This is a genomic window from Streptococcus parasuis, from assembly GCF_021654455.1.
Lineage (GTDB): Bacteria > Bacillota > Bacilli > Lactobacillales > Streptococcaceae > Streptococcus > Streptococcus parasuis.
Genome location: NZ_AP024276.1, coordinates 461,453 through 486,328 on the forward strand (window position 1 = coordinate 461,453; position 24,876 = coordinate 486,328).

Consider the following 24,876-nt stretch of genomic DNA (forward strand, 5'->3'; position numbering starts at 1 on the left):
AGAAGTATGGCTTTGTTTCGTAAAAAGGATAAGTATATTCGCATCAGTCCCAATCGTTCACGGACAGAAAAGGCAATTCAAACAAAGCCGGAAGTGCCAGATGAACTCTTTTCGAAATGTCCTGCTTGTAAAGAGATTTTGTACAAACGAGATCTTGGACCAGAAAAAGTCTGTCACCATTGTTCATATAACTTTCGGATTACAGCCCATGAACGTCTGAATTTGACGATAGATGAGGGAACATTTGAGGAATTATTTACAGGAATTGACACAAAAAATCCGCTCGATTTTCCAAATTATCTTGAAAAGTTGTCTGAAAATCGTCGGAAAACGGGACTGGATGAGGCAGTCTTGACTGGTAGGGCGAAAATTGGTGGTCATTCAGTAGCTTTGGGAATTATGGATTCAAACTTTATCATGGCCTCTATGGGAACGGTGGTCGGTGAGAAAATCACTCGTCTTTTCGAACTCGCTATGGAAGAGCGACTCCCAGTTGTACTCTTTACCGCATCTGGCGGTGCTCGAATGCAGGAGGGGATTATGAGTCTGATGCAAATGGCCAAAATTTCAGCTGTAGTAAAACGTCATTCTAATGCGGGTCTCTTTTACTTGACGGTCTTGACAGACCCGACAACAGGAGGTGTGACAGCTAGTTTTGCCATGGAAGGCGATGTTATCCTGGCAGAGCCGCAGACTTTAGTTGGCTTTGCAGGCCGACGGGTGATTGAATCGACTGTTCGGGAAAATCTGCCAGACGATTTCCAGAAGGCTGAATTTTTACAAGAACACGGCTTTGTTGATGCGATTATCAAACGTCAGGACTTGCCTGCGACCATTGGTCGCTTGTTGAGAATGCATGGAGGTGTCAGATGACCAGTGATGTAGCACGTATGATCCGTTTGGCACGTGACCAGGCTCGCCTGACGACCTTGGACTATGCCACACAACTCTTTGAGGACTTTATCGAACTGCACGGCGATCGAAATTTCCGCGATGACGGAGCAGTTGTGGGTGGCATCGGCTTTCTAGCAGGTCAGCCGGTGACAGTTATTGGTATCCAAAAAGGGAAGAACCTTCAGGACAACCTCAAACGCAATTTCGGTCAGCCCCACCCAGAAGGCTACCGCAAGGCCCTTCGCCTCATGAAGCAGGCGGAGAAGTTTGGTCGTCCCGTTGTCACCTTTATCAATACAGCTGGAGCCTATCCAGGTGTTGGTGCCGAGGAGCGTGGACAGGGCGAGGCCATTGCCCGCAACCTCATGGAGATGAGCGACCTCAAGGTGCCTATTATCGCCATTATCATCGGTGAGGGAGGCTCTGGCGGAGCACTTGCCCTAGCAGTCGCAGACCAGGTCTGGATGCTGGAAAATTCCATGTACGCCGTCCTCAGCCCTGAAGGTTTCGCCTCTATCCTCTGGAAAGACGGCGGTCGGGCCATGGAAGCGGCAGAACTCATGAAGATCACTTCTTATGAGTTGGAGAAACTCCAAGTGGTTGATCGGGTTGTTTTGGAAAATGGCAGAGCGACAAAGGAAGTCTTGGCCGACATCAAGGAAAACTTGGTCAGTCAGTTGGCTCAACTGCAAGCCTTGCCACTTGATCAACTGCTCGAGAACCGCTATCAACGCTTTAGAAAGTACTAGGAAGACCTAGTATTTTTTTGCTAGATTTGATACAATGGATAAAATCATTTCAGGAGGTTTTCCATGTTAGTAAAAGCAGATCTATCAAACGCAGAAGAATTGCTACCTATTCAGCACCGAGCATTTGCGGCTTTATATGAAACCTATCAGGACCAGTACAACCCTGCCATTGAAACTATGGACTATTTTCAATCACGATTTACACGACCAAATTGTAGCTACTACAAGATTGTCGAGGAAGGGCACACAGTCGGTTTAGTGCGAACAACGGTCGCTGACGATGCCGAACAGGGCTGGTTAGGCTTGATTGGCATTGACCCAGACCACAGAGGAAAAGGCTGTGGGCACAAGGCTATGTTAGAATTAGAACGCCTCTATCCGACAGTTAGACGCTGGGTTCTCTGCACGGTCTTACAGGAGACCAGATTGGTCGCTTTCTATGAAAAACTCGGCTACAAGGCCATCAAAACAGAGCCTGAACAAGAAGGTATGGATATGGTCTATATGGAAAAATGGATTTTGAAGAAATAAAAAAACGTTTCTGTTAGTCAGCTGGATAACGGAAACGTTTTTTATTATGTGACTTTTAGTCCGTCACGCTCCGTAAGGTGCGTGACAAATAAACCACCCGCTATGCGGGTGCGCGACGAAGGTTATACCAAAAAAACTCCAAACGCGATACAATAAAGGTGTTCAAGCCTATTGTAAAGCGAAAGGAGAAAAATATGGCGCAAAAGGCACATAGTTTATCACATACAAAGTGGTTGTGTAAATACCACTTTGTCTTCACCCCTAAGTATAGACGAAAAATTATCTATAATCAATATCGAAGTAGTCTTGGAGAGATATTTCGACGATTGTGTAGTTATAAAGGTGTTGAAATTATCGAAGGTCATCTGATGCCAGACCATGTTCACATGTTAGTCAGTATTCCTCCAAGGTTAAGTGTGTCAAGTTTTATGGGCTATTTAAAAGGCAAGAGTGCTCTTATGATGTTTGATAAACACGCCAATCTCAAATATAAATTTGGCAATCGTCATTTCTGGGCAGAGGGATATTATGTAAGTACGGTTGGACTTAATGAAGCCACAATTAAGAAATATATACAAGAACAGGAAAAACATGATATAGCACTTGATAAGTTAAGTGTAAAAGAGTATGAAGATCCCTTTAGGGATAATGGCAAGTAGTACGAATGCCTCTTTAGGAGGCTAGTGACGAGTCAAAAGTAGTGAGGCTTGAACAAAGTGAAAGCCAGCGTCTTTAGGCGCTGGCTGGTGATGTGGGCTTATAGCCCTTGTTCAAACCACCCGTTTGACGGGTGGTCATGATTTTAATTTAATTCAGATTTATCAGGTAAAAGTATGGCTAGAATGATATAGGCAGTTAAAAAAGGTAAATTAGTGATAATGGCCAAGAAGATGACAACCAATCGAACGTTTTCTAACTTCCAACCATAGTTTTCATACAGGTCAAAATAGTCATATAGTCCAGCGATAACACCAGCAATTTCTTTACGACTTTTATCTTTATACCATTTCTTTGGTTTCATATCTCACTCCTATGGTTTAATAACTTCTACCCCACCCATGTATGGACGGAGTACTTCGGGAATAGTAACAGAGCCGTCTTCATTTTGGTAGTTTTCAAGGATGGCAGCCACGGTACGACCAACTGCTAAACCAGACCCATTGAGGGTGTGGAGCAATTTAACCTTGCCGTCAGCAGCATCGCGGTAGCGGATTTGGGCACGACGAGCTTGGAAATCCTCGGTATTTGAACAGCTTGAGATTTCACGGTAGGTATTTTGGGCAGGAATCCAGACTTCTAAGTCATAGGTTTTGGCAGCTGAGAAGCCCATATCCCCTGTACAGAGGGCCAAAACGCGGTAAGGCAAGCCTAATTTTTGAAGGATATTTTCTGCATTTGCTGTCATTTTTTCCAATTCATCATAAGATTGTTCTGGTGTGGCAAATTTGACCATTTCAACCTTGTGGAATTGGTGAAGGCGGATAAGACCACGGGTGTCACGACCAGCAGAACCAGCTTCAGAACGGAAAGATGGGCTCATGGCTGTGAAGTAGATTGGCAAGTCTTTTTCTTCCAAAATCTCGTTGCGGTAGTAGTTGGTCAATGGTACCTCCGCAGTTGGAATGAGGACATAGTTAGTATCAGCCAACTCAAACGTATCTTCTTTAAATTTTGGATATTGACCGGTACCATACATTGAGTCATGGTTGACCATGTAAGGTGTGATGATTTCTTGGTAGCCTTCTGCGATATGCTCATCCAACATGAAGTTATAAAGGGCACGCTCCAAACGAGCACCCAAGTTCTTGTAGAAAAGGAAGCGGGCACCAGTTACTTTTGCGCCACGTTCCCAGTCCAGAATGTCTAGGTCTTCGCCCAAATCCCAGTGAGCTTTTGGCTCGAAGGTAAATTCCCGAGGAGTTCCCCAACGGCGAACTTCCACGTTTTCTTCTTCATCGGCACCAACAGGAACAGAATTATGAGGAGTATTTGGAAGAACTGCAAGGATGGCATTTAGTTTTTCATCAATTTCCAAGAGTTCTGCATCTAAATTTTTCACATCTGCAGATAATTTTTGCATAGCAGCAATCTTATCATCTGCATTTTCTTTGTTACGTTTTGCTTGGGCAATTTCTGCTGAAACTGTGTTACGTTCAGCTTTTAATTCTTCTACAGTAACCAAGATTTCACGGCGTTTTGCATCCAATTCCTTGATATTTGCCAAGCTTTCAGCAGCTACACCACGTGTAGCTAATTTAGCAGCTACTCCGTCAAAATCTGTACGAATACGTTTTATATCTAACATAACTATGGATACCAAGAGCAGAGTAGGTACAAGTCAAAGTAGCAAGTTACTGGAAAGTTTAGTTTTTAAGTAGCTTTCTACTTTGACAGAGCCTGATGCTCTAGTTCAATTTTAAGCATCTTGAGTGACGATGAAATTGAACTTTCCTTTCTATTTTTAAAATAAAACGCACACATGAGTAACTACTGGAGCGATATTTACCGCGGTTCCATCCAGTTTCACATGTGTGCACTTTTTTTAATATTTAATTTTAGTAGCAACGGTAGAATTTCATTAATTTTACTTATCTGCTCACAGCAACCGCAGACTTTCTGAAAAGCTAGACTAATTACTTATCCGTTTGTCTTATTATACTTGATTTTCTATTTTTTGGCAAATAGATTGGAAATATTTCGTCCAATTGTTTGAATGAGGGTTGGTAATTTTACGACTTTCTCATTACCGATATGCTCACGAGCAACTTTGAGAATCTTACCAGAGTCTTTGGAAGCAAACAGGAAGCGACTTTTTTCGGTGTAAATTTCAAAATGTCGACTGATTGTTTTTCCAGAAACATTTGCACCAATGCTAGTCATCTCTGTCCAAGGAATCTGGATATAACGCTCAACGTTGCTATCAGGATAGAATTCTAGAGCCTTGTCACCAAGTAAAAATTTGCCAACCTTACCACCAAATCCCATGTAAGAAACTCCTGTGGTTTGTAGCTCAACGCTTGTATTTTGTGATTGTGCCATAGTGCTCCCTTCTTAGATATTCATTATATCATAAAACCCCGCATTTGCGGGGTCCTTGATTACATAATTCCGAAGAAACGAGCAAGAATACCTACGATGAAGAGACCGATAATCATTGTGATTGGTGTTACTTTTTTCTTAAGCAAGTGCATGCAGAGGAAAGTAAGGAGAAGTCCCATCAAACCTGGAATCAAGCTGTTCAACTGACCTTGCAATGTTTGTGCTTGAGTTGGGTAAAGGCTAAGTCCGCTAAGGGCGTCACCCAAGATACCTTGAAGTTCAGTACCAGTTACAGTGCCTTCTGGGAAGACGATGTAAGCACCTTCTGACAATTGTTTTGCAGGAAGGTCAACAGTGAAGTTGATAGATACCCAACGTTGAACAAGCACGGCAAGGATGAACATACCAAGGATTGAAGCACCTTTAGTGATGTCTTGAAGGATACCACCAGACATGTCTTTAGTGATTTCACTACCAGCTTTGTAACCAAACTCTTGAGTATACCAGAGGAAGGCCATACGGATAGCATTCCATCCGATAAAGAATAGAAGTGGACCTACGATGTTACCAGTCATTGCAAGTGAAGCACCAAGGGCACCAAGAATCGGACGAACAGTAAACCAGAAAACTGGGTCACCGATACCTGCAAGAGGTCCCATCATACCGATTTTCACACCTTGGATTGCTGTGTCATCGATTTCAGCACCATTAGCACGTTCTTCTTCTAGGGCAAGTGTTACACCAAGGATTGGAGAAGCAACATATGGGTGTGTGTTGAAGAATTCCAAGTGGCGCTCAAGGGCAGCAGCTTGATCTTCTTTTTTAGTGTAGAGTTTTTTGATAGCTGGAATCATTGCATATGCCCAACCTAAGTTTTGCATACGCTCGTAGTTCCAAGAACCTTGAAGGAAGGTTGAACGCCACCAAACTTTTTTACGATCGCTTACGGAAAGTTGAATTTTTTCTGACATGGTTAAATCTCCCTTCTCTTAGTAGTCTTCAAGAATATCGCCGATTGGGTCGTTAGATGAAGCACCACCGTTACCAGAACCACCTTGTTTAGACAAGTTAAGGTAGATAAAGGCAATTGCAACACCGATAACACCAAGTGCGATAAGTGTCAATTGGCTAATTGCAGCAAATGCAAAACCAAGTGCGAAGAATGGCCAAACTTCACGAGTTGCCATCATGTTGATAACCATTGCATAACCAACGGCAACCACCATACCACCACCAACGGCCATACCACCTGATAACCATGCTGGCATTGCTTCAAGTACTGATTGAACAGCTTCTGCAGGAATTGCAAGAAGAAGAGCTGCAGGAACTGCGATACGCAAACCTTGAAGGAGAAGAGCAAACAAGTGGTAACGTTCTACTGCAGCAAAGTTAGCACTTTTAGCAGCATTATCAGCACCGTGTACAAGACCAACTGAGATTGTACGTACAATCATAGTAAGGAAAAGACCAGCTACTGCAAGAGGGATAGCAGTTGTAGTAGCAACGGCAATACCTTCAGTTGAGAAGTCTCCACCTTTAATCATGATGATAGCAGCAGCAACTGAAGCGAGAGCGGCGTCAGGAGCAACAGCTGCACCAATGTTAGCCCAACCAAGGGCAATCATTTGTAGAGAACCACCAAGCATAACACCTGCAGCCAAGTTACCAGTAACGAGACCGATAAGGGTACAAGCAACCAATGGTTGATGGAATTGGAATTCGTCAAGGATACCTTCAAGACCAGCGAAGAAGGCAACGATGACAACGAGAATTGCAGAAATAAATGTAATATCTGACATGTTGTAATCCTTTCTATACTAACAGATCGATTTATTGAACGTTTGCCTTGTTGATAAGTTCAAACAAGTCTTTTTTCGAATCGTTTGGTACTTTACGAACGTCAAATTTCACTCCAAGGTCACGCAATTTTTCAAATGTTGCAACGTCATCTTTGTCCATTGACAATACGTTGTTAACCATTGTTTTACCAGTTGAGTGAGCCATAGAACCAACGTTCAATTCTTTGATTTCAACACCACCTTCAATTGCTTCAAGAGCTTCTTGAGGCGTTTCGAAAAGAATCAAGGCATGTGTATTACCAAAGCGAGGGTCTTTTGATACCTCAATCAATTTCTTGATTGGTACAACGTTCGCTTTTACGTTACCAGGTGCAGCCTGTTTGATGAGTTGTTTGCGCAATTCATCTTTTGCAACCGTATCAGATGCAACGATAATACGATCTGCTTTAGAAGCAGGAGTCCAACCAGTTGCCACTTGACCATGCAAGAGACGCGTATCGATACGAGCCAAGTTGATTTTCAACTTGCCATCACCAATAACAGTTCCTGGAGGGATAGCACCTTGAGGTGCAGCAGGAGTGGCAGTTGCCACAGGAGTAGCTTCAGCTGGTTGAAGTTCTTCTGGAAGAACTTTGACCCCATCCTTAGCTTCCTTAATAATGTTTGCCGCAACTTCTTCCACACCAGCAGAAGCATTAATCATACGTTCTGTGTATGCTTGGATAAGCATTGGCAAGTTTAGACCTGTGATGATGACTACCTTGCGGTCTGGATTTTCACCAGCTACGCGACTTGCTTGGTTAAATGGTGAACCACTCCAAAGGTCAGCCAAAACCAAAACTTCATCATCGGCATCGAATGCGTCAACGGCTGCATTCAGCTCAGCATATAAATCATCAGGACCTTCACTTGGCATAAAAGTAACGACTTGTACTTTTTCTTGTTCGCCAAAGATCATTGAACCTGACTGATGAATACCAGCAGCAAATTCGCCATGACTTGCAATAATGATTCCAATACTCATTATTGATCCTCCTAAATTTTTTTAGATCCTATGAAAGTCCGAAAAGGCTTTCATATTCCTTGGAACTTGTCTATTATAAATCGCTTACATAAGATTGTCAAGTATATATATAAACAAGCTTAGGAAAATTTTAGGTAAATTTTCAGAAAAACTATAAAATAATACTGTTTTGCATATGTTTTGTTGGTCTAAGAACTCCTGATATCATCGCTTTTGTACAAAACAAAAACTCTGAAAACAACTTTTCAGAGCCTATAATTTTTTATAAAAATAATTTTTCTAATTCTTTTGCGACACCATCTTCAAAATTGGCAAATTCAGTCAGTTGATCAGCATGAGGGCGAAGTGTGTCACTACAGTTTTTCATGCCATATGCTTTTCCAGCGAGGTCAAGCATTTCTACATCATTATGTTCATCCCCAAATGCAATCAAATCTTTTGCATCAAATTGAAATATATCCAATAAATAAGTCAAAGCTGAAGCCTTAGTAACACCTTTTGCACAGGTTTCCAATACATTGAGAGGTCCACCCCAAGTATTGATTTCTAATTCATTATTGAAATATGATCTCATTTCTTCCGCAAGTGCGTATTTATCAGTTGCTCTTGTCTGCATGAGGATTGAATGTGGGTCAGAAGTGATTAATTCAGGTTTAATAAGTGTATCAGGAGTTATTTGTTCCACTCCCATCAAGCTAGGATCAACTCGGTCCAGATGATTTTGTGTAATAAAGAATTTATTCTTATACTCACCAGCAATAAAATCGGCTTCAAATGTATCTTCAGATTTTAAAAATTCTAATAGATAGCTTTTATCGATTAAAACATTCTTTTCCCATTCCCATTTTCGATTTGGAATATGTACCAATGACCCGTTAAAATTAATCATAGGTGTATCTAACTCCAGTTGTTGATAGAATGTTTCAGCCATCCGATAGGGGCGTCCAGTAGCAATTAAAACTAGGTGTCCCTGTTTTCTTACTTTTTTAATTGTAGAGATTGTGTACTCGGATAATTGGCTTTCTTGGTTTAAAAGCGTCCCGTCCAAATCAATTGCAATCATTTTTTTCTTCATCATTTAATGTTTATATTACTCCGTTTTATAGCTAATAAGTGACAGTATATCAAAAACAAGTAAGATAATCAAAAAATTGATAGTTCAGCTATTTAATAGTAGAAAATGAAATATAGTTCGTGAAAAACGAACGTTTTAACAAATATTTAAGAGGAATTTGTAAAAAATACTGAAAAAAGCGTTCATTCCTATTGAAATATTATTTTATTTTCGATATAATAAGTTTATTGTTCGTGAATAAAGGAGAAAAATGAAAAAATGGACAAGTTTTTTAAACTAAAAGAACATAATACGACTGTTTCGACAGAGATTATGGCAGGGCTTACGACATTCTTTGCAATGTCATATATTTTATTTGTTAACCCAAGCATTTTGAGTGTTGCGGGTATGCCAACACAAGCTGTTTTCTTGGCGACCATTATTGCCAGTGCGGTCTCTACATTAGTAATGGGACTTTTTGCAAATGTACCTTATGCTTTGGCACCAGGTATGGGGTTGAATGCCTTCTTCACCTATACAGTAGTTATTGGTTTGGACTTCACATGGCAAGAAGCACTTGGTATGGTATTCTTGTGTGGTTTGTTTAATATCTTTATCACAGTTACAAAAGTTCGTAAAAGTATTATTAAGGCGATTCCTGTTAGCTTGCAACATGCTATTGGCGGAGGTATTGGGGTATTTGTAGCCTACCTTGGTTTCAAAAATTCTAACTTGATTACTTTCTTAACATCTGGTTCAGATATCATTACAGTCAATGGTGTTGCTCCGGCGGATGCAACAGCAGAAACTTTCTCAAATGGTGTTTTCTCTGTCTTAGCTGGCGGTGGTGTAGTTCCTTCTATCTCAACCTTCACTGATCCAAGTGTACTTCTTACTGTATTTGGTCTGATCCTTACAGCTGTTTTGGTTATTAAAAATGTACGTGGTGCTATCTTGATTGGTATTATCGCGACAACTGTAGCAGGTATCCCAGCTGGTGTAGTTGATTTATCTTCTATTAGTTTTGCAGATAATCATATTGGTTCAGCATTTGGAGAATTAGGGACAACCTTCCTTGCTGCCTTTGGAGGAATCGGCTCACTATTTGCTGATTCAAGCCGTTTACCATTAGTATTGATGACCATTTTTGCATTCAGTTTGTCAGATACATTCGATACTTTGGGTACGTTCATTGGTACAGGTCGTAAGACTGGTATTTTCTCAGAAGAAGATGAGAAAGCTCTCGAAAATGGTACAGGCTTTAACTCTAAGATGGACAAGGCGCTCTTTGCAGATGCTATCGGTACCTCAATTGGTGCTCTGTTTGGTACGTCAAATACAACGACATATGTTGAATCGGCTGCAGGTATCTCAGCAGGTGGGCGTACAGGTTTGACAGCTGTCACAACAGCCGTTCTCTTCCTTCTTTCTATTCTTATTTTGCCATTTGTTGGAATCGTGCCAGCGGCAGCGACATCTCCAGCCTTGATTATTGTCGGTGTCATGATGGTTTCATCTTTCCTTGATGTTGATTGGAGCCAGTTTGAAGACGCTCTTCCAGCCTTCTTTGCAGCCTTCTTCATGGCGCTTTGCTTCTCTATCTCATACGGTATTGCAGCAGCCTTTATCTTCTATTGCTTGGTAAAAGTTTCGACAGGTAAGGCTAAAGAAATTCACCCAATTCTTTGGGGTGCTACAGCACTGTTTATTTTAAACTTTATCATTTTGGCCATTATCTAACATGGTTTATATACCTCGACCTGGTTTCTAAGAAGCCAGGTTTTTTTGTCAAATATATAGAATGTAGGAAGCGGGTTACGACTAATTTGAGACAAATTCAAGAAATGTAAAATGGTTTGTATTAGCTATATGAGGTAATTTGTAAATATAAAACCCCTTAAACGAAAGTCCAAGGGGAAATGCGTTAACTATAATGTTTGAATAAGGCATGAGTTGCTTCATGAATAGTCCTGGCTGTCTCAGCATTATTCATTGTATAAAGATGGACACCAGCCACATCATTGGTGACCAAATCAACAATTTGATCTACAGCATAGGCAAGACCTGCTGCCCGAAGTGATTCAGGATTGTGCTCATATTTTTCTAAAATGGCTTTAAATTTACGAGGCAAGCGTATGTTTTCACACGTTTTCAAGAGTCGAAGTGCCTGATTCCTGTTGATAATAGGCATGATACCTGCAATAATAGGCACTTCGATGTCTGCTAGAATGCATTTCTCTTGAAAATTGTAGAAGGCTTCATTATCGAAGAAGAGTTGTGTTACTAATGTCGAGCAACCTGCGTCCACTTTCTTTTTTAGGTTCTTGATATCTGATACTGCGTTTGGCGATTCAGGATGTCCTTCTGGATAGCAAGCTCCGATGATATCAAATTGAGGAGCTTCTTCCTTGATAAAGGAAACTAAATCAGTTGCATATTTGAAATCCTCCTTTGGAGGAAGTCCATTGATAATGTCTCCACGCAGGGCTAAAATCTGATGGACACCAATTTCGTCGAGAGAATGAAGAACAGACCGAACTTTTTCCTTTGTTAGATATGCCGCAGGTAAGTGTGCAATGGTTGGAATATGTAACTCATTGTGCACATGGTTTGCCAACTTAACAGTTGTTTCCTCAACATTCAAATTGTTGTTGCTACAAGTCACACTAATAAAGTGAGGGGCCAAACCCTGCATCTCATTAAGTGCGTGGATAATTTTTTCATTGCCTACTTCTGGTTTTGGAGGAAAAATTTCAAATGAGAGACTTGGGGCTTGACCAATCATAAATTAGAGTTCCTTTCTGGCTGCCTTAGCTGCTTGAGTCAAATGGATAAGGCTGGCTTTTGTTTCTTTTTCACCACGAGTTTTAAGCCCGCAGTCGGGGTTAATCCACACTTTTTCTTTTGGTACTTTAGCAAGAATGGCTTCTATCGTATGAGAAATTTCTTCTACAGATGGAACACGTGGGGAGTGGATATCATAGACACCAGGACCTACCTGAGTTTGGAAATTCTTAGCCTTGAGTTCATCTAGGATAACGAGATTTGAACGGCTGGCTTCAAAGGAGATAACGTCCGCATCCATATTGTCGATGGCAGGAATGATGTCTGTAAATTCGCTATAGCACATGTGAGTGTGAATTTGTGTGTCTGGTGCAACAGTTGAGTGTACCAAACGGAAGGCAGGAATTGCCCAGTCAAGATACTCGCTGTACCAGTCGCTACGACGGAGTGGTAGTTTTTCACGAAGAGCAGCTTCATCGATTTGGATGATCTTGATACCCGCTGCTTCAAGGTCAAGAACTTCTTCCTTGATAGCAAGGGCGATTTGAAGGGTTGATTCTTTGATAGAAATATCTTCGCGTGGGAATGACCAGTTGAGGATGGTTACAGGACCTGTCAGCATACCTTTAACTGGTTTGTTGGTACGGCTTTGTGCATAGCTTGACCATTTGACAGTGATTGGGTTCAAGCGCGTCACATCCCCCCAGATGATTGGTGGTTTTACCCCACGCATACCGTATGATTGTACCCAACCGTTCTTACTGAAGAGATAACCAGAAAGGTTTTCACCGAAGTATTCTACCATGTCGTTTCGTTCAAACTCACCATGAACCAAGACATCGAAGTCAACTTCTTCCTGCCATGCAATCCATTCGTCTGTTTGAGCTTTAACAAAGGTATCGTATTCTTCTTCTGAGATATTTCCTTTGCGGAAAGCCAAGCGTGTGCTGCGAATTTCTTTTGTTTGAGGGAAAGATCCAATCGTTGTTGTTGGAAGAAGTGGTAAGTTCAATTTCTCACGTTGAATTGCTTCACGCTCTGCAAAGACTGGTAGGCGTGTATAGTCAGCGTCTGTCAGTCCTGCAAGACGGTCTGCAAGGGCTGCATCACGACCAACACGCTCAAGGGCGAAGAGTTCCTTGTTAGCTGTGAGAGCAACTTCGCCTTGACCGTTGCGGATGGCATCCAAATCACGCAATTCGTTCAATTTTTCAACTGCAAAGGCAAAGTGGTTGAGGATAGCCGGCTCAAATTCTTCATTTGCTGTTGTGAAAGGCACATGAAGAAGGGAACAAGAAGTTGTTATGACAACATTTTCAGCTGGAATAGCATCCAAAACAGCTAGGCTCTTCTCGTAGTTGTTGCGCCAGATATTTTTACCGTTGACGATACCAGCGTAGAGGGTCTTGTCAGCTGGGAAACCAGTTGCAACAAGTGCAGCAGTTTCCTTACCTTCTACAAAGTCAAGACCGATGGCATCAACTGGTAGGCTGGTCAATTCTGTGTAAATATCACGAACATCACCGAAGTAGGTTTGGATGAGGATTTGCAAACCTTTCTTATCTGCCAAGAGTGTTTGGTAGATACGTAGGAAAAGGGCTTTTTCTTCAGCAGTCAAATCCTTGACCAAGCTCGGTTCGTCCAGCTGGATTTTTTCAGCGCCAAGTTCTGCCAATTTTTCAAAAACTTGCCCATAGGCTGCAACTAAGCTGTCAGCGAAATCAGTAGCAGTTAAACCTTCTTCAAAATCAGTTAATTGTAAGAGAGTAAATGGTCCGATTAAGACTGGTCGAGTTGTGATACCTAAGTCTTTTGCTTCTTGGAATTCATCAAAAATCTTTTGACCAGCTAGTTTGATTTCTGTGTCTTTTTCAATAGCTGGAACGATATAGTGGTAGTTGGTGTTGAACCATTTTTTCATCGGTCTAGCACGAACGTCCCCTTTTTCACCTTGATAACCACGTGCAAGAGCGAAGTATTTTTCAAGGTCAGTCAAATCAAGGTTTTGTACTGTTTTAGGTACAATGTTGAAGAGAACAGCTGCATCCAAAACATTGTCATAATGAGAGAAGTCGTTGCTTGGGATTTCAGTAATGCCTGCCTCTTTTACAATATTCCAATGTTTAGCGCGCAGATCTTTAGCAGCAAGCAAAAGTTCTTCCTGTGGAATTTCATTTCTAAAGTATTTTTCAGTAATAAATTTTAATTCGCGGTGTTCTCCGATTCGCGGGAAGCCGATAATGGTAGTCGTCATGGTAGTTCCTCCAAAATATTTTTATGCACCTATCCTAACAAAAAAAAGAACACTTGTATAATTGTAAAAAATTAGAGGAAGTTATAGTTTTTAGCTATATCGTTTTTTTAAGAGACCAAGGTTAATTTTTTATTCTATATTAATGACTTAAAAATGATAGCTTATTTTTGCTAGTAGAATGATGGTGTGACTAAACAGAGGCCATAGTTTTTCTTTAAGTCGTGATAAATTTTATATATTGGTCAAATAGGGTATTCCTTGATAGACTAGTACTACTTTTGAAAATTGGAGGAAAATGTAATGAAAAAGAAATGGCTTGCAGGTTTGCTTTCAACGGTTGCGGTGGTAACCTTGGCAGCTTGCGCAAGCGGTGGTTCATCAACGAATACATCAAGTTCTAGCTCATCAGCTGATACAGAAACATTTACATATGCTATTAATGGAGATCCAAGTTCAACCAACCCAATTAATACAAGCGATCGTTGGGGATTGACCTTGACAAACTTTATCTATTCTCCACTTATTCGTGTAGAGGCTGATGGTACTTATGTTAACGAATTGGCAGATTCTTATGAAGTAGCTGAAGATGGTCTTAGTATCACAGTGAAACTTCGTCAAGATGTAAAATGGTCAGATGGTGAAGATTTTACAGCTGATGATGTTGTCTTTACTTATGAACAAAAGATTAAAGAAGAAAATGGTGGATCAGATGGTTTATATATCAATGGTCAACCTGTAACAGTCGAGAAGGTGGATGATTACACTGTGAAGTTTGTTCTTCCAGCTGTTTCAGCGCCAGCTTTGGACAATATTGTGACGGAAACCTACATCATTCCTCAACATGTGTTCAAGGATGAAGCCGACTTTTCTGCTAGTCAGTTAACAGCGACACCTGTCGGAACTGGTCCATACAAGTTTGTGGAGTACAAACATGGTGAATACATCAAATTAGCAGCGAATGAGTATTACTACAAAGGGAAAGCTGAAATTGATAACCTCGTTCTTCGTATCATTGAAAGTGCAGATACTACAAAAGTAGCACTCCAAACTGGTGAAGTAGATGCGGCCTTTGTGCTTCCATCAGATATTAAAGATTTGAGCACCGATACCATTACAACATATGCTTATAGTGAAAACCGTGTTGGCTATCTTGGTCTCAATACCTCAACTGAAGAATTGAAAGATGTGAGAGTTCGTCAAGCCTTACTTTATGCGTTGAATAAAGAGGAGTTTAACCAAGCGGCCTATCTTGATAAGAAATACTATGAAACGCCATATTCATTCTTACCTGTTGCCAATCCATATGTGACAGAAGATGTTGAGAAATATGAACAAAATATTGAGAAGGCAAAACAACTCTTAACAGAAGCAGGTGTCAGCAATCTGACTGTGAATCTTGGTTACTCATCATCTGATGCAGCCCAAACCTTGCAAGCTACTTTGATTCAACAACAATTAGCAGCAATTGGTGTTACTGTTGAATTGGCAGGTGGAGACTCTACAGCGCTCTTTACAGAGTTGAAAAAAGAAGGTTCTACAGCATATGACCTCTTCTTGGGTGGCTACATCATGGGAAATGACCCTGATCAGTATGCTCGTTTGTTTAAAACTGGTGGTGCTTCAAACTACTTTAAATTGGCGTCAAGCGAGGTTGACAGTCTCTTTGAACAAGGTGCTGTTGAATTGGATCAAACAAAACGTGAGCAAATTTATGATAATTTGCAAGCAACATTGGCTGATCAAGCTGCCATCTACCCTATCGTAGATAACAAAAAGGTTTTAGCAGTTAACAATCGTGTTAAAAATGTTGAAGAAGCTGGATTAATTCCAATTTATACATTTGAAGATCCGTCTAAATTAACAATTGAATAAGTATAGTATGGGATGGGAGAGGGATTTTCCTTTGCTCCCAAAGAGGAGAAGGAGTGGCAAATTGCCGAAAACTCCTCCCCTCTTTTTCTCGTTTTTGGAGGATGTATGTTTCGTTATATTTTAAAAAGAATCTTACAGGCAATTCCCCTCTTGCTGTTGATTTCTTTCATTGTGTTTTCATTGATTCAGTTAGCCCCCTTTGATGTCATTGATTCAATGACAACACCAAATATGAGTCAAGAACAAATTGATTTGTTGAAGGTAAAATATGGTTTGGATCAGCCATTTTTAGTTCAATATTTTGTATGGTTAAAGGGAATTTTATCGGGGAATTTGGGTTTTTCCCTCATGACTCAACACTCGATTGGGACAGATTTGGCCGAAAAAATTCCCAACACGATTTCCTTGGTTTTACCAGCATATTTGACGGCTCTTGTCTTAGCCATTACACTTGGGCTTGTTTCTGCTTCCCAACGTGGCAAATGGGCTGATAAAGTCATTGATGCCTTTGCATCTGTGGGCATTGCGGTACCAACTTTCTGGTTTGCTATGATTTTAATCTATTTCTTTGGTTATAAGTGGCGGGTGTTTCCGTTTATCGGAATGTACACTTTGGGAAAGGAAGGAGATGTTCTTGATTTTCTATCTCATTTTGCCTTACCTTATCTTACATTGACCATGGCATTTTTACCTGAGTTGATTCGGTTTATTCGAGCGTCAGCGATTGTAGAGGTTGAAAAAGATTATGTAACCGTTCAAGAAGCTTTCAAAGCTAAACGGTTTGAAATTTTTGGGAAACATGTGGCCCGCAATGTTTTAATTCCTGTCGTGACTCAAGTTGGGATGGCCTTACCAATGTTGGTAACGGGTGCTATTATCACAGAGACTATTTTTGCTTGGCCTGGTGTAGGTCCTTATTTGACAGCGGCTACTAAGAGTTTGGACTATCCAGTGATTATGGCTGTCATGCTTTTGTCTGCGACCTTAGTTATTTTAGGAAATCTCTTGTCAGATATTCTCTATGCTGTCGTCGATCCACGTATTTGGAAAGGAGGAGAGGGACAATGATTCTTAAACAATTCAAGGAGACTTTGAAGAGTTCGCCACTCTATCTTTTCTCTCTTCTTTTTATTCTTTTCTTGATTATTTTATCTCTCATTGCGCCGTTGATTCCTATTGATCCAAATGTAACGGATGTCAGTCAAATGAACCAAGGGCCTAGTGCTGAGCATTGGTTTGGAACCGATCAAGTAGGGCGTGATTATTTTATTCGGGTTATTTATGGGGGACGGATTTCTCTTTTAGTTGGCTTGTTGGCAATGGCTGCATCAGTGACCATTGGAAGCTTGGTTGGCATCACAGCAGGCTATCTGGGAGGAAAATGGGATAATGCCATTATGCGGGTAGTAGATGTGCTGTCATCCATTCCTTGGCTTGTCTTAGTGATTGTTCTCAGTGTCTTTTTAAAGCCTGGTTTATCCACAATCATTATTGTGATTGGAGGTTTTTCATGGATGAGTATTGCTAGGATGTTACGGGCTGAAACCTTAAAAGCAAAGGTGGCAGATTATGTTGGCTACGCCTCCTTTATAGGTTTAAAGAAACCATTGATTATTTGGCGACACATCCTGCCAGCCATCTTACCGACCTTGATTGTAACGGCATCAACCAGTATTTCGTCAGCCATTATGACAGAATCAGCACTTAGTTTCTTAGGAATGGGGATTCAACAGCCCTTAGCATCCTGGGGTAGTCTATTACAAAATGCCCAGTCTACCTTACAGAGTGCTCCGCATATGGCTATCTTACCGGGACTTTTTATCCTATTGACCATCTATTCATTTAATAATATCGGTGATCTCATACGTGATTGCCTTGAAAGAGAGGTGTACTAATGTCAAAGCACTTGGTAGAAATCAGTAACCTCACCATTATCAATCAAAAAAGTAAAGAACAAACTATTCTCGTCAAAGGGATTGATCTCTCCATTCCCAAAGGAAAAATTGTTGGAATTGTTGGAGAATCTGGTTCGGGTAAGAGTTTGACAATGAAATCCTTGATGGGGATTTTACCAAAAGGTTTGGAAGCAAGCTATGATCGATTTGAAATGGATGGAAAGCAAGTTCGTAATCCAAAGGTTTTGCCTTTGTCTATGATTTTTCAAGATCCAATGACCTCTTTGAATCCATTACGGACCGTTGGGTTTCATTTACGGGAAGTTCTTCGTCGCTTTCAGCCGAAATTGACCAAGGAAGAGCGGGAAGTGGCCATTTTAGAGATGTTGGATAAGGTGGGAATTTCTAATCCAGAACTTCGTCTCAAACAATTTCCTTTTGAGTTTTCAGGTGGGATGCGTCAAAGGATCATGATTGCTATGGCCTTATTGACCAAGCCAGACATGTTAATTGCTGATGAACCAACAACGGCATTAGATGTGACAATTCAAGCTCAAATCTTGGCTTTGCTTAAAGAATTGCAAGAGCAATTAGGATTGACAGTTGTAATTGTGAGTCACGATTTTAGTGTAATTGCTGGTATTTGTGATCAGGTCTATGTGATGAGAAACGGCCTGGTGGTGGAACATGCACCTGTTGATACGATTTTTGCACAGTCTATGCATCCCTATACGCAATCTTTATTGAAGGCGGCCCGCTTAGAAGCAAGTCAAGGTCCTGTACCTGCTGATCGCGATGACAGTCAGTTGGTTCAAATTGGTCCAGAACACTGGGTGAGAAAGGAGGAGAAAAATGGCTAAAGAAGTATTGGTACAAGTTTCGGATGTGAGAAAGACCTATTCCAAGAAGAATTGGTTAGGTCAAGAACAACGTGTCGATGCTTTAAATGGTGTTGATTTGTCCATTTATAAAGGTGAGACACTCGGTCTGGTCGGTGAATCTGGCAGTGGTAAATCGACACTGTCTAAAATTGTTTTGGGACTGGAAAAAGCAAGTCAGGGACAGGTAGATTTTCCTGGTTTGACAGCTGAGGAACTAAACAGTCAAGCGCTTCAGGTGATCTATCAGGATCCTTACTCCTCTCTCAATCCCTATCTATCAGCTTTAGAACTTGTCAAAGAACCGCTTTATTTGTTACCAAAGAAGGAGGCAGAAGAGAGGGCTTTAGCAATGTTGGAAAGGGTAGGTATACAAGGGGATGCTGTACATAAACGCCCAAAATCTTTTAGTGGAGGCCAACGCCAGCGTATTGGAATCGCTCGGGCAGTTGTTTCCAATCCGCAATTTATCGTGTGTGACGAACCGACATCTGCTCTGGATGTTTCGATTCAGGCAACCATATTGGATTTGCTTAACCAGCTTCAAGAGGATTTAGGTTTAACCTATCTGTTCATTTCTCATGACCTAAATTTGGTGCGGCATTTTGCTGATAGGATTGCGGTCATGTACAAGGGGAGTTTGGTTGAAATTGGACCTGCGCAGGATATTTTTCAAGATCCCCAACATCCCTACACCCGCTATCTTTTGCAATCCAATTTAAGTTTAGACCCTCATCAGGCACGAGCTCAATTGCAGAAGTTGTCACAGGCAGGTCTCCTAAAGGATTTCATTACGGAAGGCGAATGGAAAGAAATCAGCGGGGACCATTACGTATTACAGGCTGCTGATAAATAATTTTTATCAGTCTATAAATCTTCTATATTAGACAAGGCGAATGAGCCGTGCTACAATGAACGAAATAAATGAAAGGAGCTTTTTATGGGAAAAGTGATTATTGGAATTTCAGGAAATGAGCAAGAATTTCCAACAAAATCTGGTCGAGTTTACGTGACAGTTGCGCGTGAATTGGCAGACGGTGTTCGTCAGGCTGGTGGTGTACCAATGGTTATTCCTATGGGAACTCCTGATTTAGCCAAAGATTACATTGACATGATTGATAAGTTGATCCTTTCAGGAGGTCAGCATGTTGATCCAAGTCTATATGGGCAAGAACGTTTAATTGACAGTGATGATTATCTATTGGAGCGTGACGAATTTGAGTTGGCTTTGATTGCTGAAGCCTTACGTCAGGGAAAACCGATTTTTGCAGTCTGCCGTGGGATGCAGTTACTGAATGTCGCACTTGGTGGTAGCTTGGAGCAAGAAGTTGCTAATCACTGGCAAACTGATTTGGTGGGCACCTCCCATCGTTTGCAAGTCAAACCTCAAAGTCGTGTCGGTAAGTTATTTGCTCAAGGAAGCCAAATCAATTCCTTTCATCATCAGCGGATCAAAGACTTGGCACCCGGATTAGTCGCGACTGGTCTAGATCCAAGAGATGGTACGATTGAGGCTTATGAAAGTAAAGACAAACAGGCTCTGTTTGGTCTGCAGTGGCATCCAGAATTTTTGTATAATGACTGTAAACAGCACAGAGAGCTATTTCACTATTTGGTAGATGTGTTTTAAAGAGGGAAGTGGTTCCCTCTTTTATTATTATCAATTGTTATAATTGCATTTGTATTTGATATAGTGAAAACCTATATCCATCTATAAAAAAAGTCAATTGGTCAGAACGGAATTTCTGTGTTAAGATAGATACAGTTCTAATTTTAAGGAGATATGTTTTATGAAATTAAAAAAATTATTTAGTTTAGCAGCAGCTACCTTGTCAGTAGGTGTACTTGCTGCATGTGGTAGCTCGTCCTCTAGCTCTTCATCTGATTCTTCAGCAACAACTGTTCGTGTGGGTGTGATGAGTTTGAGCGATTCTGAGCAAGCTCGTTGGGATAAAGTTCAAAAAATTCTTGGTGATGAAGTGAAATTGAAGTTCACTCAATTTACAGATTACTCACAGCCAAACAAGGCAGTAGCTGAAAATGAAGTAGACATCAATGCTTTCCAACACTACAACTTCTTGAACAACTGGAATCAAGAAAATGGTGAGGATTTGGTTGCTATTGCGGATACATATATCGCACCAATCCGTCTTTACTCAGGTACAGCTGATGGAAAAAACAAGTACACTAAAGTGGAAGACATTCCAGATGGTGCAGAAATTGCGGTTCCAAATGACCCAACAAATGAAAGTCGTGCTCTCTACCTTCTTCAAGCAGCTGGTTTGATCAAGGTTGGTGTATCTGGTACAGAATTGGCAACTATTGCTGATATTACTGAAAACAAGAAAAACTTGAAAATCACTGAGTTGGATGCAAGCCAAACAGCAAGCTCACTTAGCTCAGTTGATGCAGCAGTTGTAAATAACACATTTGTGTTGGAAGCTGGTTTGGATTACAAAAATGCCCTTTACAAAGAGCAAAAAGATGAAAATTCAAAACAGTGGTACAACTTGATTGCAGCACGTAGCGATTGGGAAAAATCAGAGCAAGCAGCAGCGATTAAGAAAATTATCGAAGCGTACCACACGGATGAAGTGAAAAAAGTTATTGAAGAGACTTCAGACGGTATGGATGAGCCAGTTTGGTAAAATGTAAATAGGTTGAGGACTGGGCAGTATTGTTCAGCCCTCTATCTGTTTTTATAGAGATAAGAAAAAATCTCTTAACCAAAGTCAGAAATGTGGGAGAATATTTGATTTTGGTTAGTAGATTTGATTGATTTTCATTGAGTATGAGGAGAAAGTATGGCAGATAGTAAAGTTCAAGCATTTGAAAATGATGCGATTATTCAAAACTATTTTGAAAAGTTGAAGGTCTTGATTTCAAAGAAATCCATTTTTGCTCAGCAGATTGGTTTGTTGGATGTGGCGACTTATTTGAAAGAAATGTTTGAAGAGGCTGGGGCAGATGTTGTTTTAGACGACAGCTATGCAGCACCATTTGTCATTGCTAGGTTTGAGGCAACTGTTCCAAATGCTAAAACTTTGATTTTTTACAATCACTATGACACTGTCCCAGCAGATGCGGATCAAATATGGGAGAAGGGCAACCCCTTTGAATTGACTATTTCTGAAGGTTATATCTATGGTCGGGGGGTAGATGATGATAAGGGCCATATCACAGCTCGTCTGTCGGCCTTGAAAAAATATCAGGCTAGACAGGATGGTCAGCTACCAGTCAATGTGATTTTTATTATGGAAGGGGCAGAAGAGTCAGCTTCTGTCGACTTGGACAAATACCTTTCAAAATATAAAGAACATTTGATTGGTGCTGAACTACTTGTCTGGGAGCAAGGGCATCGCAATAGCCTACATCAGCTAGAAATTGCTGGGGGAAATAAGGGAATTGTGACCTTTGATCTTCAGGTCAAATCAGCGGACTTGGATATTCATTCTTCCTATGGAGGTGTCATTGATTCGGCAAGCTGGTATTTATTATCAGCACTTCAATCCATGCGGGCTGCAGATGGACGAATCCTTGTAGATGGCATTTACGAGCAAGTGCAAGAGCCAAATGAGCGTGAATTGGCCTTGGTGGAGGAATTTGCACTGGCGACCAGTCAGTCTATGAAAGATATTTATGGCCTGACTCTTCCAACCTTGGTAGAAGATCGTCGTGAGTTTCTGAAGCGTTTGTATTTTGAACCATCGATTACCATTGAAGGCTTGTCAACTGGCTATCTTGGTCAAGGTGTCAAGACCATCATACCAGCTCAGGCTTCTGCTAAGATGGAAGTCCGTTTGGTACCTGGGTTGGAGCCGCATGATGTATTAGATAAGATTCGACAGCATTTGGACAAACATGGCTTTGACAAAATTGAGGTTATCTTCACTTTGGGAGAAATGAGCTATCGTAGTGACATGTCCCACCCTGCCATTGTCAATGTGATTGAGTTGGCCAAAAAATTGACACCAGAAGGAGTTGCTGTTTTGCCGACGTCACCGGGGACAGGTCCCATGCATACGGTCTTTCACGCTTTAGGTGTACCAATTGTGGGCTTTGGTATGGGTAATGCCAACAGTCGCGACCATGCAGGAGATGAAAATGTCAGCATCGCTGACTACTATAGCCATGTTGAATTAGTAGAGGAGTTAATAGCAAGTTATGAGTAAGAAAATGATTAAGCTAGATAATATTGATGTAACTTTCCAGCAAAAAAAACGAACCATAGAAGCGGTAAAGGATGTGACCATCCATATCAATCAAGGGGACATTTACGGTATCGTAGGTTATTCTGGAGCAGGGAAATCTACCCTTGTTCGAGTGATTAATTTATTGCAGGTGCCGACAGCGGGTAAAATTACTATCGATGAGGATGTAATTTACGAGGGAGAAAAGGTCACACTTACCCCAGCTCAATTGCGGAGCAAACGCCGTGAAATCGGCATGATTTTCCAGCATTTCAATCTGATGGCCCAAATGACGGCAGAAGAAAACGTAGCCTTTGCCCTTAAGCATTCGGGTTTGAGCAAGGAAGAGAAGAAAGAAAAAGTTGCTAAGTTGTTGGACTTGGTTGGGCTTTCTGACCGTGCTGAAAACTATCCAGCTCAGTTGTCTGGTGGTCAAAAACAACGTGTTGCCATTGCCCGTGCCTTAGCAAATGACCCTAAAATCTTGATTTCAGATGAGTCAACTTCTGCCTTGGATCCGAAAACGACCAAGCAGATTTTGGCCCTCTTGCAGGAATTGAATGAAAAATTGGGCTTGACCATTGTCATGATTACCCACGAGATGCAGATTGTAAAAGACATTTGTAACCGTGTGGCTGTTATGCAGGATGGTCGTTTGATTGAAGAAGGTTCGGTTTTAGAAATCTTCTCTCATCCAAAAGAAGAATTGACACAGGATTTCATCAAAACAGCAACAGGAATTGATGAGGCCTTGGTAAAAATTTATCAGCAGGATATTGTTAAGAATTTGCCTGAGAATAGTATTTTAGTGCAACTCAAGTACGCTGGTTCCAACACGGATACGGCAATTGTCAATGATTTGTATAAATTCTATCAAGTATCCGCCAATATTCTTTATGGCAATATTGAAATTTTGGACCATACGCCAGTCGGTGAGATGGTAGTGATCTTATCAGGAGAACCTGGTCAGTTGCACCGTGCGATTGAGGCAGTGACGGAGGCCCGTGTAGAAGTGACGATTTTGAAGGGAGCGAACTAGATGTTAGAATGGATTCAAACGAATTTTCCAGATATTTATAAATTGGGCTGGGATGGTCAGACAGGTTGGTTAACACATTTTAATTTGACCCTCTATATGACCTTTGTTTCCTTTGCTTTCGGTGGATTTATGGGCTTGGTGTCTGGTTTATTCTTGGTTTTGACAGGTCCACGTGGGGTTATTGCCAATAAGACTGCATATTGGATTTTGGACAAGGTGGCTTCTATCTTCCGGGCCATTCCATTTATTATCTTGTTGGCAGCTATTGCTCCTTTGACAAAAATTATTGTTGGAAAAACCATTGGTACAGACGCGGCTTTGGTGCCCCTTGCTCTTTCAGTATTTCCATTCTTTGCCCGTCAGGTTGAAGTGGTCTTGTCAGAATTGGACCGTGGTGTCATTGAGGCTGCTCAGGCATCAGGTGCGACTTTCTGGGATATTGTCCTTGTCTATCTGCGTGAGGGGCTACCAGACTTAATTCGTGTGACAACTTTTGCTTTGGTTTCATTGGTGGGCTACACTGCCATGGCTGGAGCCATCGGAGCAGGTGGTTTGGGACAAGTTGCACTATCCTATGGTTACTTGCGCTATAATGATGATGTGACCTTTTTAGCAACTCTTTTGATTTTGGTTATCATCTTTGCCATTCAATTTATTGGTGATTTCTTGACCAGGAAGATTAGTCATAGATAGTTATTTAGCTGTGTTTTTCAAATTTTGGATAGTCCTTGACTTATTTAAAGCATCTTTATACAATAAATATAATTAAATAAACACTGCCACCGGGTAGTCATGCAACAGCATTTTATGAACATCATTAAGTCTTTGAAGGTGTTCATAGGGTGCTGATTTTTTCTATAAAAGGAGTCGGAAT

Annotated in this window: 24 protein-coding genes; 15 read left to right on the forward strand and 9 right to left on the reverse strand. The window is 41.0% G+C overall.

Features of this window, described 5'->3' with window-relative positions; all coding sequences use genetic code 11:
- Positions 1-6: 6 nt before the first annotated feature.
- The 4 genes from accD (at position 7) to tnpA (ending at position 2,833) form a co-directional block, all read left to right on the forward strand.
- The gene (gene accD, locus L6410_RS02320) at positions 7-873 is read left to right on the forward strand and encodes an acetyl-CoA carboxylase, carboxyltransferase subunit beta (protein WP_024392569.1); all 867 of its coding nucleotides are present in this window, start codon (positions 7-9) and stop codon (positions 871-873) included.
- Positions 870-1,643 (forward strand): acetyl-CoA carboxylase carboxyl transferase subunit alpha, encoded by a 774-nt coding sequence (locus L6410_RS02325; protein ID WP_024392570.1) that lies wholly within the window; start codon positions 870-872, stop codon positions 1,641-1,643. The genes accD and L6410_RS02325 overlap by 4 nt, the downstream gene beginning before the upstream one ends.
- A gap of 63 nt (positions 1,644-1,706) precedes the next feature.
- On the forward strand, positions 1,707-2,174 hold the full coding sequence (locus L6410_RS02330; RefSeq protein WP_237395761.1) for a GNAT family N-acetyltransferase: 468 nt from the start codon (positions 1,707-1,709) through the stop codon (positions 2,172-2,174).
- Between the two features lie 194 nt (positions 2,175-2,368).
- Positions 2,369-2,833, forward strand: coding sequence for an IS200/IS605-like element ISSsu4 family transposase (gene tnpA, locus L6410_RS02335; protein WP_172085895.1), 465 nt, complete (start codon positions 2,369-2,371; stop codon positions 2,831-2,833).
- Positions 2,834-2,976: 143 nt separating this feature from the next.
- Here tnpA and L6410_RS02340 read toward each other — a convergent pair whose 3' ends face one another.
- The 7 genes from L6410_RS02340 to L6410_RS02370 form a co-directional block, all read right to left on the reverse strand.
- The gene (locus L6410_RS02340) at positions 2,977-3,195 is read right to left on the reverse strand and encodes a PspC domain-containing protein (protein WP_160863899.1); all 219 of its coding nucleotides are present in this window, start codon (positions 3,193-3,195) and stop codon (positions 2,977-2,979) included.
- Between the two features lie 9 nt (positions 3,196-3,204).
- Positions 3,205-4,479: a serine--tRNA ligase gene (serS, locus tag L6410_RS02345; RefSeq protein WP_237395763.1), complete on the reverse strand. Its 1,275-nt coding sequence runs from the start codon at positions 4,477-4,479 to the stop codon at positions 3,205-3,207.
- A gap of 362 nt (positions 4,480-4,841) precedes the next feature.
- Positions 4,842-5,213, reverse strand: a complete 372-nt coding sequence (locus tag L6410_RS02350; protein WP_172055028.1) for a DUF956 family protein — start codon at positions 5,211-5,213, stop codon at positions 4,842-4,844.
- 59 nt (positions 5,214-5,272) lie between these two features.
- Positions 5,273-6,184, reverse strand: a complete 912-nt coding sequence (locus tag L6410_RS02355) for a PTS system mannose/fructose/sorbose family transporter subunit IID (protein ID WP_024391089.1) — start codon at positions 6,182-6,184, stop codon at positions 5,273-5,275.
- 18 nt (positions 6,185-6,202) lie between these two features.
- Entirely contained in the window at positions 6,203-7,012 is an 810-nt protein-coding gene (locus tag L6410_RS02360; RefSeq protein WP_024391090.1) for a PTS mannose/fructose/sorbose transporter subunit IIC, read from the reverse strand.
- 31 nt (positions 7,013-7,043) lie between these two features.
- Entirely contained in the window at positions 7,044-8,036 is a 993-nt protein-coding gene (locus L6410_RS02365; RefSeq protein WP_237395765.1) for a PTS sugar transporter subunit IIB, read from the reverse strand.
- A 262-nt stretch (positions 8,037-8,298) separates the two neighbouring features.
- Positions 8,299-9,111 (reverse strand): Cof-type HAD-IIB family hydrolase, encoded by an 813-nt coding sequence (locus L6410_RS02370; protein ID WP_024396571.1) that lies wholly within the window; start codon positions 9,109-9,111, stop codon positions 8,299-8,301.
- Between the two features lie 258 nt (positions 9,112-9,369).
- On the opposite strand from L6410_RS02370, the gene L6410_RS02375 reads away from it, so the two are divergent.
- Positions 9,370-10,830, forward strand: a complete 1,461-nt coding sequence (locus L6410_RS02375) for an NCS2 family permease (RefSeq protein WP_237395767.1) — start codon at positions 9,370-9,372, stop codon at positions 10,828-10,830.
- Between the two features lie 184 nt (positions 10,831-11,014).
- On the opposite strand, the gene metF is transcribed toward L6410_RS02375, so the two are convergent.
- Both metF and metE read right to left on the reverse strand, forming a co-directional pair.
- A complete protein-coding gene (gene metF, locus L6410_RS02380) occupies positions 11,015-11,875 on the reverse strand; it encodes a methylenetetrahydrofolate reductase [NAD(P)H] (RefSeq protein ID WP_237395769.1) in 861 nt (286 codons plus the stop codon).
- A 3-nt stretch (positions 11,876-11,878) separates the two neighbouring features.
- Positions 11,879-14,128, reverse strand: coding sequence for a 5-methyltetrahydropteroyltriglutamate--homocysteine S-methyltransferase (gene metE, locus L6410_RS02385; protein ID WP_237395770.1), 2,250 nt, complete (start codon positions 14,126-14,128; stop codon positions 11,879-11,881).
- 300 nt (positions 14,129-14,428) lie between these two features.
- On the opposite strand from metE, the gene L6410_RS02390 reads away from it, so the two are divergent.
- The 10 genes from L6410_RS02390 to L6410_RS02435 all read left to right on the forward strand — a co-directional run bounded on the left by L6410_RS02390 (position 14,429) and on the right by L6410_RS02435 (position 24,695).
- Positions 14,429-16,000: an ABC transporter substrate-binding protein gene (locus tag L6410_RS02390; RefSeq protein WP_237395771.1), complete on the forward strand. Its 1,572-nt coding sequence runs from the start codon at positions 14,429-14,431 to the stop codon at positions 15,998-16,000.
- 105 nt (positions 16,001-16,105) lie between these two features.
- A complete protein-coding gene (locus L6410_RS02395; RefSeq protein WP_172070920.1) occupies positions 16,106-17,068 on the forward strand; it encodes an ABC transporter permease in 963 nt (320 codons plus the stop codon).
- The gene (locus tag L6410_RS02400; protein ID WP_105127417.1) at positions 17,065-17,895 is read left to right on the forward strand and encodes an ABC transporter permease; all 831 of its coding nucleotides are present in this window, start codon (positions 17,065-17,067) and stop codon (positions 17,893-17,895) included. The genes L6410_RS02395 and L6410_RS02400 overlap by 4 nt, the downstream gene beginning before the upstream one ends.
- Complete coding sequence (locus L6410_RS02405; protein WP_237395772.1) at positions 17,895-18,755, forward strand: ABC transporter ATP-binding protein; 861 nt, start codon at positions 17,895-17,897, stop codon at positions 18,753-18,755. The genes L6410_RS02400 and L6410_RS02405 overlap by 1 nt, the downstream gene beginning before the upstream one ends.
- Positions 18,748-19,629, forward strand: a complete 882-nt coding sequence (locus L6410_RS02410) for an ATP-binding cassette domain-containing protein (RefSeq protein WP_237395773.1) — start codon at positions 18,748-18,750, stop codon at positions 19,627-19,629. Before L6410_RS02405 ends, L6410_RS02410 begins: the two co-directional genes overlap by 8 nt.
- A gap of 84 nt (positions 19,630-19,713) precedes the next feature.
- A complete protein-coding gene (locus L6410_RS02415) occupies positions 19,714-20,403 on the forward strand; it encodes a gamma-glutamyl-gamma-aminobutyrate hydrolase family protein (RefSeq protein WP_237395774.1) in 690 nt (229 codons plus the stop codon).
- A gap of 160 nt (positions 20,404-20,563) precedes the next feature.
- Positions 20,564-21,421, forward strand: coding sequence for a MetQ/NlpA family ABC transporter substrate-binding protein (locus L6410_RS02420; RefSeq protein WP_136670200.1), 858 nt, complete (start codon positions 20,564-20,566; stop codon positions 21,419-21,421).
- A gap of 156 nt (positions 21,422-21,577) precedes the next feature.
- Positions 21,578-22,945 carry a M20/M25/M40 family metallo-hydrolase gene (locus L6410_RS02425; RefSeq protein WP_136670199.1) on the forward strand — a complete coding sequence of 456 codons (1,368 nt, stop codon included), beginning with the start codon at positions 21,578-21,580 and terminating at the stop codon, positions 22,943-22,945.
- Entirely contained in the window at positions 22,938-24,002 is a 1,065-nt protein-coding gene (locus L6410_RS02430) for a methionine ABC transporter ATP-binding protein (protein ID WP_237395776.1), read from the forward strand. Before L6410_RS02425 ends, L6410_RS02430 begins: the two co-directional genes overlap by 8 nt.
- Complete coding sequence (locus L6410_RS02435; RefSeq protein WP_105126955.1) at positions 24,003-24,695, forward strand: methionine ABC transporter permease; 693 nt, start codon at positions 24,003-24,005, stop codon at positions 24,693-24,695.
- Positions 24,696-24,876 lie beyond the last annotated feature (181 nt).